5 protein-coding genes and 1 riboswitch are annotated in these 12,298 nt (G+C 40.2%); all 5 genes read right to left on the reverse strand.

Features of this window, described 5'->3' with window-relative positions; genetic code table 11:
- Window positions 1-95 precede the first annotated feature (95 nt).
- On the reverse strand, window positions 96-278 hold the full coding sequence (locus EJF36_RS18645) for a hypothetical protein (RefSeq protein WP_125907737.1): 183 nt from the start codon (window positions 276-278) through the stop codon (window positions 96-98).
- Between the two features lie 44 nt (window positions 279-322).
- Window positions 323-407: riboswitch (cyclic di-GMP riboswitch) on the reverse strand.
- A 131-nt stretch (window positions 408-538) separates the two neighbouring features.
- Window positions 539-6,814 carry a pullulanase gene (locus EJF36_RS18650; RefSeq protein WP_125907738.1) on the reverse strand — a complete coding sequence of 2,092 codons (6,276 nt, stop codon included), beginning with the start codon at window positions 6,812-6,814 and terminating at the stop codon, window positions 539-541.
- Window positions 6,815-7,432: 618 nt separating this feature from the next.
- Window positions 7,433-8,077 carry a hypothetical protein gene (locus EJF36_RS18655; RefSeq protein ID WP_125907739.1) on the reverse strand — a complete coding sequence of 215 codons (645 nt, stop codon included), beginning with the start codon at window positions 8,075-8,077 and terminating at the stop codon, window positions 7,433-7,435.
- A 92-nt stretch (window positions 8,078-8,169) separates the two neighbouring features.
- Complete coding sequence (locus tag EJF36_RS18660; protein ID WP_185806967.1) at window positions 8,170-9,045, reverse strand: N-acetylmuramoyl-L-alanine amidase family protein; 876 nt, start codon at window positions 9,043-9,045, stop codon at window positions 8,170-8,172.
- Window positions 9,046-9,426: 381 nt separating this feature from the next.
- The gene (gene ppc, locus EJF36_RS18665) at window positions 9,427-12,198 is read right to left on the reverse strand and encodes a phosphoenolpyruvate carboxylase (RefSeq protein WP_125907741.1); all 2,772 of its coding nucleotides are present in this window, start codon (window positions 12,196-12,198) and stop codon (window positions 9,427-9,429) included.
- Window positions 12,199-12,298 lie beyond the last annotated feature (100 nt).

Here is a 12,298-nt window from a genome sequence, read left to right on the forward strand (position 1 = left end):
CGAGCGGCTGCTGGAGCTAGGCACTAACCTAGCTTAAATTTTCTTTAACGCTAAATAAAGGAAAGCCTCCCCTACAAAGCAGAGAAGGCTTTCTATTAATATCTAGTGCTTGGTAATGAACGAACCATCGCATCTAATGCACACTGCTCATGATATTGTGCACGTGCTTGTAGGTGTTTCCTACTAGCAATACATTGACATTCACGTAGCATAAAGTCAATGTGCCTGTGGCGACATACATGCCAATAGTACTTTGCATTCAATAAAAAAGATTTCATAAAAAGATCCCCCCTACAATCTCTCATAAATCGTCGGGTCCGTATTCGGAAGCTGGCTGGCATAGTTTTTATACGTTAGCCCCTGTAGCTTTGCGTCACCGCTTTTCAACGGTTTTGCCGTTTCGTACGATTTATGGAACACTACCATTATACTTAAGTTTCATAAGCTGAAAAAATAGGTCTTTCCACACAATTGTCTAGGCAATATATACCAAAAAAGAAGTAACCACAGATGCGGTTACTTCTTTTTGATTTAAATATTATGCTGTAGCTCTTCTTCTTCTTACGAAATACCATCCAGCCGCGATAGCTCCTAATAGAACTACTAAGCCAAGTAATGGATTATACATCATATACACCGCACCTACGGCAGGCGCTAATGCTAAGCGTACAGATGCTTTAAGGAAATCATTTCCTCTGATGAAGTCTGCTACTTTTGGTGAATGCGTATAGTAGAAATCTACAAACGCAGTACCGATTGTGTTACTTAGTAAGAAGTCATCACGGAAGCTACGTAATAATGTAACCGCTGGTGTGAACTTCGTACCGAATGCAGCTGTTGCAATGAAACACTCATCGATTGGTTGTTCAGCTACATAGTTTGTTCTAATAACAACAGCTGTTAATGGATCAAGTGTTAATGTATCTGCTGTTAATGAGAAGCCCGATGGATCAGTTACTACGTCGAAACCAGCTTCGTCGCTGTCAACAAGAACGTCACCAGCAGTTAGGTCTAGGTCACCAAGAGTTAACGAACGTACGCGGTTATCAGTGTTAACAAACACGTAGTAGTCGCCTGTCTCATCAGTTGATACTGATTTGTAAGCAATCATTAAGTCAGTACTTGCGATTTCAGGGAAATCAAGTAATGTTACGTTTGAATCAACAAGAGCCATATCTCCTAAACGGAATGCGTTTGTTGATTTTCTTAACTCGATTAAACCTTTAGTAAATGATTGTGTTGTAGTTTGAACAGGGAATAATGCTTCATTTGTTGCTTTATCCCAATCAAACATGTTGATCGCATCTGATGAATCATATGAGTCATGGATGAAGTAACCAAACGCCTCACCATTCTCATCTTCTAAATGATGCCATTTCTGCTCAGGAACACCTTCACCAAACCATTGCTTCGTACGACCATATTCTTGACCTGCATGAATAAACGCTGTACCTTGCGATGTTAAGATTAATGTGTTACCTAAACGAATACGCTTTTGAATTTCTAATTGATTTTCTGGAACTGTTGGATCCTTCTTAATAGATTGAGCAATTACGTCATGTAACGGTAAGTTATCATGCGCTGCAATGTACTGAACCATATCACCTGGATCGTCATCAGCTGTATTTCCTGGTTGACCTTTAATGTTATTGAAAATAACTTGGATGTCACGTGCGCCACCAGTAATGAAGCGTGGCTCACCTTCCGAACCGAAACCAGATTTTAATTCGTTACGAATTTCATCTGAGAATACACCAACGTCATCTGTTTTATCCATCCAGTCTTGGTCTGCACCCATACCTTCTAATGAAGGATCTGATAAGTGACCAGCAAATGTTCTCCAGCCCTCACCGATAAACAACGCGTTAGGGTTGATTTCAAGTGCTGCATCCACTGCTTTTTGAGTAGCTGGATATGTGCCATCGCCCATCATATCAAAGCGCATACCATCAATCTTGTACTCGTCAAACCAGTATTTTAAAGAATCTACGAAGATTTTTTCTGCCATAGTATGATTCATAGCTAAGTTGTTCCCAAAGCCACCTAGGAAATTACCGTTAGCATCTTGGAATGCATAGTATCCAGGTACAATATCATTGAACGTGCTTGTTTTTGCTAAGTGAGTGTAAACAACATCAAGTACAACACCCATACCAGCATCATGAATAGCATCAATTAATTCTTTTAATTCTTTAACACGTAGTTTTGCATCAGTTGGATCTTCAGAATATGCACCATCTGGTGAGAAATAACTGTGTGGATCATAGCCCCAGTTATACTCGTTGCCACCAGCTGAGTAATCAAGCTCACGCTCGCCCATACCTGTTTCGTCACCATAATACCAAGCCATAACAGGAAGTAACTGTACGTGTGTTACACCTAATGACTTAATGTAGTCTAACTTGTCGATGAATGCTTTATAAGAGCCCCATCTAGCATTTAAATCACCTTCGATAGATGGATCTGAAGTGAAGTCACGTACGTGCACTTCCCAAATAATCGCATCTTCACGCTTTTCAAAGCCTTCAATGTTAGCATGCGAGAATCCTTCAGGATTTGTATCGCTCAAGTCAACAATAGCAGCTTTTCCAACTACATCACCATCAGGACCTGGGTCACCATTCGTGTTAACCGTAAAGGCAGCTAATGATTTTGCATACGGATCTAATACTTTCTTCGTTACACCGTCGTTTGTTACTTCATATTGATAGTAATATCCATCAAGATCAGCTACACCTAAGTCACTTGCAGCTACATCTAGAGACCAAACACCGCGCTCACCTAGAGTTAAAGGCATAGTACCAATTTGTGTCGCAGCATCGTTTTTGTCGTAGAAGTTCGCTACAACTGCACTTGCTTTTGGTGCCCACAATTTAAGTGTTGCATCACCATTGTTATATGTTGCACCTAAATCATTACCATCGTAGCCATATAAGCTATCAATTAAGCGCCAGCCTTTTACAGCATCAACTGTTCTGCCAGAGTATGTTACTGTATATGGCATTAAATCTAAGTCAATATTAGCAGTAATCTTAACAGAAATATCATCAGTCACTTCAACAGCGTCGATAGTTACAGGGTTACCGTCTTTATCTTTTAGCTCTAACTCATTGATTAGAGCATCAGCTGTTAAACCAGCAGTCATAGTGAAACCTAATAGTATTTCAGTTTCAGATAAAAGTTCAGCTGATAAAATTCCGTTTGCTACATCTCCGTATGGAGAAATATAAACGGTGTCATCACCTTGTTTAATCCATAGACGGTTGTATTTGTCTACAAGATTAAAAGTTTTGTTGCCACCATCTTTACCTGGGTCACCTAGAGTAACATCCATTACTAAGAAGCCTAGAGATTTTGCATCTTCATTCATAGCAATGTCATAATATGCGCCGTATTGGTCGATACCAGACGACATTGTAGCACCTGTTGGCCAGTTGTCTGATGGAGCAACTACATCGCCCCAGTTCCAAACACCGTAGTTTTCATAGTCACCGTTATCACGAGTGTAGTGAATACGAACTGTGTTTTCTGGTAACTCAACTGGCTCGAATGTGAACACTTCATTTGAACCTTGCTTAATCCAAATTTCATTTACTTCAGATGAACGAATTGTGAAGCCTTTGTCTCCACCGTCTTTACCAGCGTCACCTAGAGTAACATCCATTACTAGGAAGCCGATATTCTTCGCGCCTTCTGCTAACTCAACATCAATATATGCGCCGTAGTCATCAAACTTTTCAAACATAGTAGCGCCTGTTGGCCAGCCTGCAGAAGGGTCTGCTACATCGTTCCATAACCAAGCACCAAAGTTTTCATAGTCACCGTTTGTTCTGTTGTAATGAATACGGATGTGGTTTTCTGGAACTCCTAGGTCAGGCGCTACAGTGAATATCTCATCAGAGCCTTCTAGTAACCAGATTTCCTTCATACCTGGTGTAATAGTAACTAACTTGTTTCCACCATCTGTTTCTTTACTTACTTTATTAACAATATGGAAACCTACTTCAACTGCATTGTCTTTTAACGGGATATCGATATATGCCCCGAATGAATCAGTTCCAGCAAATGGAAGGGCATTATCTGGCCATGGATCAACTTGTGGTGTTACCACATCAAACCAAGTCCAAATACCCATGTCTGCATAATTACCATCTGCTCTATTGTAGTGGATACGTAAAGTGTTAGCAGGAATATCTCCTTCACTTAATGCACCAGTAATTAAACCATTTTCTACAGTAAGTAGAACTGTACCACCGTCAGCATTAGCCGGGATAGTAACTTCAACTTCACCTGCACCAGATGTTGTGTACACAGTACCAGAATAGTTATCTGTTACAACAGCAGCAGCTGAATCCACAGTTAATGTAACTGTTTTTGCTGTGTCAGCAACGTTTAATCCAACGTATACGTTGTCGCCTGCATAGCTGCGAGAGAATAATAGATATTCGTCAGAATCGCCACCAGCAACATAGTCACGATCACCTTTTGCAAATACATCAGAGTTATTAGCACGGAAGTTTAATAGTTTTGTATAGTGAGCTAGAATGTCATTGCCCTCTACTTGATCCCAAGCGAGGTCATAACGATTATCGTATTGCGGATAGTTGTTAGCACCACTTTGTCCTAACTCTTCCCCGTAATAAATAACTGGTTGACCTTTCGCAGTCGCTTGAAGAGAAACCGCCACTTTAAACTTACCTTCGTCTCCACCTACAGCAGAGTGTAAGAATCCATCTTCATCATGGCTGCTTAAGAATTGACCAAGAGTAGCTGTATTGTCAATATTATCGTTTCTCTTATCAAGAGTTTCATTTGCACTGTTTAAGCTTCCATTTACAAAGCTTTTTGCGATATTTTTAAAATCAAAGTCTAGTAGTGAATCCATCATACCTGAATCAAGGTAGCCAAGGTCATTGCTTACGCTTGCGCCCCAAGCTTCACCAATCATTTTATGTTCAGGCATTTTTTCTGTAATAGCATTTTTGAACGCCATCCAAGTTGCATCTTCAACGTGTTTCACTGTGTCCACACGGAAGTAATCAATTGTGTTACCGTTTGCAGTTGTTGCTGCATCAATCCAAGCAGTTTGCCAATCAATGATAGCTTGACGAACAGTAGGATTTTCTGTTTTGAAGTCTGGTAAGCCAGCTAATTCACCAACAACCTCATCCGTTCCAACGTTACTACCTTGACGAACTAGATTAGAGTAAACAGTACGCTCTTCATCAGTTGGGTAACCAGCTGGTGGGTTTGCTACATTAGCATCAATATCTTTCAAGCCATAACCAGTGTGGTTAAGAACTACGTCAACCATAATCTTAATACCACGATTGTGTGCTTCGTCAATTAATGTATGGAACTCATCCATTGTTCCAAAGTGTGGGTTTAAAGCACCAAAGTTGCTTGCCCAGTATCCATGATATCCATAATATGAGCTAACATCAGCTTGGTTATAAGCTACATCATGTTTAACGTTTTCAACAATTGGGCTGATCCAGATTGTATTAACACCTAAATCATTTAAATAATCAAGCTTTGCAGTAATACCAGCAAAGTCTCCACCTTGGTACGTACCACGATCAGTCGTATCATAGTTCATACCATAAGGATCATTATTACCAGTATTTCCATCAAAGAAACGGTCTGTTAGCATGAAGTAAATAATCGCTTCATCCCAATCAAAATCAGCTTCCCCGACAGATTGGCGAGTTTCAATTGTTACAGATGTAGATGCATCAAAGTAGTTACCAAATGAATCTACTACCGTTACTGGGATATCTTTCGTACCAGCTGTTACATCGTCATCAACAGCGATAGTAACCGCTTTTACCGTTGGATCAATTTCTAACTTGTCAGATCCACCTAATGCAGAAACATCAGCAAAAATCTTTGTGATAGATACACTATCATCTAAACCTTGCACATCCACTGTTAATACAGCGTTTTCATTATAATCAATAGCTGCCGGTGCAACAGAAGCTGATACAGTTAGTGGCACCATAAAGAAATCAACGTAAGATGCACCCTCTACTGTGTTGTAAGGATCCGTTACTTCTGTTGTTGTTCCATCAATTGTTACTAAATATGAATATGGAGTTTTACCATTAGGGACTTGTACATCTCCTAATACGAATCTTTCATTGTCAGCTTCGTATGTCATCGGTAAAACGTCACCGTTGAACTTTAATTCTACTTTTTGAATAGCGTCCATTGCATCGTTTGCAAAAAGAGCTGGACTGCGATAGTAGAAAGTTGCAAGACCTTTGTCGATTACAGGTTTAGAACCATCAGGTACAACGTGAATTTGTTCTACACCGCTTGTGATATAAGCTTTTGTTAAAGAATCGTTTTCGTTGATAGGAATAAATCTATCACCAAATTCTTTTTCAGCAGTGTCCCAATCAAACGTGCTACGCAATACAAAGCCCATTTGAGTTGCATCAGGACCTATTGCAATATTAGCAATTGCTTTCGTTCCATCATATGAGTCAAACGTAATTTGGTCTTGTCCATCAACACCTGTATTCCAAGTCCAAATATTCCAATCACCAAATGTTTGGTCTTCTCTAATATACGTGAAACGAAGTTGTCGCTCACCTGTTATCGCATCTGCATCCGTTAAAAGAATGTCAGTTGCATTAGACGTACCTTCATTGTAAGTATCATCTGTAGCGCTACTATCATACGTCTCAGTTGTTACGGAATTTTCTTCGATTGCTTGTACAGACTGTACAGGTACAGTTGGTAAAAGCAAGCTAAGGAGCATGATAATTGTCATTAAAATAGCACTATGACGTTTCATCTTTCTACTCATCAAATTCTTTTCCTCCTTTTTATTTCAATTGATAGTGTTTTAGCTATCAATTGGTGTAAGTTAACACTTAGCTGTGAAATCGTTTGCATTAAGTTGCACAATAAAAATTGCATATACCACAACAGTTATGTTAAGAAAACATTAGTATTGTAATATACTATGTTGCGCAACGTGCGAAACCGTTTGCACAAATGTGGTAAGAAAATAGATTCCTTATCCCGCTTGTGCAACAGTTGCACATTATTAACTGCATTTGTCGAAAAAATGCAAACGATTGCAAACTAGTACTAAACTAATTTTACACTATATTAATCAACTGGGCAACAGGTTTATGAGGAAAATATCCTGTATCCTTTTTCTTACATTTTCAGTAAGTTAGTAAGCTGTATTATGCAAAATTACTGTGCTTAAAAACATGCATTTCTCGCGATTATAGGAAAAAATTATATATTAAACTACAAAAAAACTGTGACACTACCTTGTACATTGAGTTTAAGTTTCATAGAAATTACACAAACTTTTGGTTTCTACTTGCATAAGAGCGGTTCCTGCATGGCTGACCTCACCACTTCGGGTGAGTGGGGGAATAGTTTCGTAATAAGCTAGTGTAACTTTTTCTTAATCTTCAACACACGAATCCCACACCGCTTCATCTTTGTAGCCACTTTCACCGGTTACTTCATACGTTTCTTTTACTAAGCCGACGCCTGGCGCATAGTACCGCGTATAAATAGTATTGGCTCCCACGACTTCATCGGTTGTTTTGCTAACTACGAGTACGTCATGATAAGTAGCGCATGGTAGCTGTAGCGTGGTTTGTTCTTCAATAATAGTCCAATCTGCATGTGCTGTTGTGCTCACAATTGTGTCCAGTCGTTCTTCTAAAAATTCTTCTAGCAGCGTTCCTTCTTGGTCAGCTAGACCAACCTGTTCATATACTAGTGTCATTTCATCTGCTGTCCAGCGATATATCTGGGTGGTGGGCGCGCCATTCAATGTAATAATTATTTGCACATAATCGCTATCTTCAGCGACAACGTCGTATGTATACAACAGGTCCGGACCATTCACAAAGTGTTTTTTCATCCCTACCTCCGGCCGGTATGTATCATAATGCGCAAAAGCTGATGGGGCTGTCTCTTTCGGAATTGGTGTCTCTTTATTTGTGTGCGTCACTACTGGCTTATTGGTAGGAGCACAACCTACTATAATAAAAAGAAATATGATTCCGCACACCACTTGCGTCACTATGTTTTTCAGCATTAGCATTGACCTCTCCCTCACTGTTGTAAAATTACCAAGTCATTTTATGTCGGCAGTACTTCCATTCAACGCATCGGCCTCGTTGTTTGTAGTTACAGTGTTATTTTATCTAAAACTTTATAAATAACTTTCTGACGGTCTTTATCAAACACATGAATCGCAGACCGGGTTTGTTTAGCATATGTCAGCGCATCAATCTCATGTTGAAAGGTTGCTAGTTTCCTATCATTAGCACCGTACACCTCATACACTTGAAAATAGCTTGTAATCCCCTCGGCTATAGCTTTCGCAGCTGTTTGCTGGAATGTTTTCGCTCGGATTGATTGTTCTTCAAATCTATTACTCATGTAGCCTAGCTCTAGTAGGATGGCTGGCATTTGTGCATTACGAATAACAAAAAAGCTTTGGTTATTATGTATCCGTCTGTCAGGGGTAGCTAGTTGATTTACGAGTGCCGGATGCACACTCTCCGCTAAACGCTTACTATCATCTCGAAACAAAAGCTGAAGTGGATCAAACGGATAAGTAGGATTCGCGTGTTGTATGCCGTCAAAGTAGTAGGTTTCTACACCACGACGGAATGGGTTTGTAGGATGTGCATTATGATGAATAGAAATAAAAATAGTTTGTTGATTGTTGGTGGCTGCTAGTTCGTTTGCCAGTTGGATTCGCTTCGCTAAGTCGCCTTCGCCTTCATTTCCTCGAAGAATCGGGGCAAATTCTCGATCATCAGAACGTGTAAGCTCAACGCGGATATTTGTATCTTGCTGCAAATATTTACGTACGAGTAAGGCCACCTCTAGATTGGCATCTTTCTCACAATATCCGGTTTGCACGCCGCTGAATCCACACGTTCCATAAAACTTCCCACCGTGGCCGGGGTCAATAATGACTAGTTTTTCTGCTGAAGCTAGAGTTGGAAAAGCTATGATGATGACGGTGGTAATGAATATTCGTAAAAAAACCATGGATTTGCCTCCTTTCAAACGGGAAATTTGTCGTAACTTGTAAGTGCCTGGCACCGACAAAGTTTTACAACTTTTGCACCCTTGATACGACTGGGTTTTAATGGGTGTGGATAAGTGCCGTGCCTGGCACCGACAAAATACAGCGCCCATCGACCAATTTCGACCTAATTCCTAGCGATTCCCGGCCACTTTATATTGTAAAAGCACCATCACACGTACTGCAGGTCACGGTCTAACATCTAAAAAAGAGAACTTGGCGTGTTGTGATACCAAGTTCCCCTTTTTCATATTGTTTGCAAGCACGAATTCAGATTACCGCACTAACACACGAGTATTTTGCATTACCTTTTCATTACTTCTCATTACCTTTGTTTGACCAAATCAACCTGTATTACGAAGGCCCGCTGCAATGCCGCTAATCGTCAGTAGCACTTCTGTTAACAGAGTATCTTCAGGGTTGTCACTTTCACGCAACTCCTTAATGAGCTCCACTTGTAGGAAGTTGAGCGGATCTACATATGGGTTGCGGCGCTTCACCGATGATTGAATCGTTGGTGCGTGATCGAGCAATTCTTGATGATCTGAGATTTTTAAAAGAATAGCTTTCGTACGGTTATACTCATCTACAATGTTAGTAAATATTCTATCGCCAATCGCTTCATCCTCAACAAGCGTTTTATATAGAGAAGCCGTTGGAATATCTGCTTTCATCAACGCCATTTGTAAGTTATCAATTGTTGATTTAAAGAATGGCCAATTATGATACATATCCTTCAAAATCTTTAAGTTTTCAGGGCTTTTTTCTGCAAACGTCGATAAGCCTGTTCCTGCCGCATACCAGCCTGGCAGCAACTGACGACTTTGCGTCCATGCAAATACCCATGGAATCGCCCGTAAGTCTTCAAAGCTAAAGCTTTCTCTATTTTTTCGACTCATCGGACGCGAGCCGATATTTAATGAGCTTAGCTCCATTAACGGTGTAGCTTGGATAAAATACGTTAAAAAGTCTTGATCCTGGAAAACAAGAGACTGATATTTTCGTAGCGCAGCTTCAGACACCTCTTCAAGAGCTTGCTCCCAAATTTTTTCACGTAAATGTCCTTGCTCTGATTCCTTCGATACGTGCGCCGCAACCTCAAGCATCGTAGACGCAGCTTGTTCTAAACTACGATACGCAATGTCCGTTAATAGATAACGAGATGACATAACTTCCCCTTGCTCCGTAATTTTCACACCATCACCTAACGTTTCGGCTGGCTGTGATAAAATACTACGATTTAGCGGACCGCCTCCACGACCTAATGACCCACCACGGCCATGGAAAAATTTCAGGCGTACGTTGTAGCTTTTCGCCATTTCATGAATTTCTACTTGCGCTTTATACAGCTTCCAGTTTGCTGTTAAGGTGCCACCGTCTTTACTACCATCTGAATAGCCGAGCATAATTTCTTGATGGTTGCCGCGTACGTCTAAATAGTTGCGATACACATCCATCGTAAACAACGTTTCCATAATTCTTGGTCCTGCTGTTAAATCATCGACTGTCTCTAGCAACGGCGCGACGCTTAATAAACTTTCAACACGACCATCATCATGCAGGCGGTAAATACCCATTTCTTTAGCTAGCACAAGTACTTCTAGTAAATCACTCGCAGACCGAGTCATACTAACAAGATACACTTCAATGGAACGTTCGCCGAATTCCTCATGAGCATCTTTAATCATTTTGAAGCAATTTAGCATTTTACGCGTTTCTTTACTATAATCCTCATGCAGTAATAGCAGCGGACGAGGGTCTTGTAGGATATTTTCAAGAATCTCTATTTTTTCATTTTCCGGTAGCCCTGCATAGTTATCAGTAATTTTTACTTTTCGCAAAATTTCAGTTACTGCCGCTTCGTGCTCCCCACTATGATTCCGAATATCTAGTGTGGCAAGATGGAAGGCAAATAGCTTCACTTGGCGGATGAATTTTTGTAGAATTCGTAGTCTTCTTTCAGTTGGCTGGTGCATTTTAATACTATTTTCTATTAAATATAGGTCACGCAACAGCTCATCGACATGCGCATAGCCAATGTTGTCAGACTTGCCAACGTGGCGAATGCGTTCTAATATAATCGCAAGCTTTCTTCGATATACCTCGGTTTCTACATTCCACTTTTTATCCGCTGCAACATAGATTGCTTCCTCTTGTTCAACCGATTGCAGCAGCTCGTCACTTACTTGTACTCGATTGGTAGAATGGCTGAATAGCTTCATCATTTCCACAATAACTTCTTTATACTTTTTCAATACAAGTCTGCGTTGTCTTTGTAATGTTTCCCAAGTTACATCAGGTGTTACAAACGGATTTCCGTCTCGATCGCCTCCAACCCAAGAGCCAAAGCGTAGAAAGTTAGGCACATTCCATTTTTGCTCTGGGAAGCATTCCCCTAAGCAATCCTCCAAATCTTGATGAATGTCAGGTAAAACATTGAATAATGTATGATCAAAATAATAAAGCGCATTCCGAACCTCATCCAACACGGTCGGTTTATGCTGATGTAGCTCATCTGTTTGCCATAATGTTGTCACTTCATGTATTAGCTTTTCTTCTATAGTTGCTTTTTCTTTTTTTGTTAATAGTGGTTGATCAAGCTGTTTAATATCATCAGCAATGCGCTTCTGGATTTCAAGAACAGAACGTCTTGTCGCCTCTGTTGGATGTGCTGTGATAACTAGCTCAAGCGATAACTTGTTAAGTACATCTTGAATCACTTCAACAGGAATTTGATTGTCCTTCAGCGATAACACAGCACTTTCGAAAGAAGAAGGCTGCACTACATGATCTTCTTCAAGCTGATACTCACGACGACGGCGAATACGATGATTTTGTTCAGCAATATTTACTAAATTAAAATAAACAGAAAAAGCACGAATAACCTGCTCACGCATCGGCGGCTTCAGCTGTTTAATCTCTTGCTTAAGCGCTTCGTACGTTTCTTCCTTAAAATTTTTCCGAAGTGTAATCGTCAGCTCACGAATTTTTTCAACTTTGTCTAGTAACTCGGTCCCCCCGTGAAGAGTTAAAATCTGCCCTAAAATGTTGCCGAGAGTTTTTACATCGCGACGTAGCGGAGAGCTACTATCATTTACATGTATACTAGTTGTCATAAAATCACCTTCTTTGTATTATTTTTTGCTTCGATAAGGGTAGTTGCCTTTGAATTAGGCATGCGTATTTACGTAATGAGGAGAAAACTATCAAGCTTGA

This window comes from Bacillus sp. HMF5848 (genome assembly GCF_003944835.1).
Taxonomy (GTDB): Bacteria; Bacillota; Bacilli; order Bacillales; family HMF5848; genus HMF5848.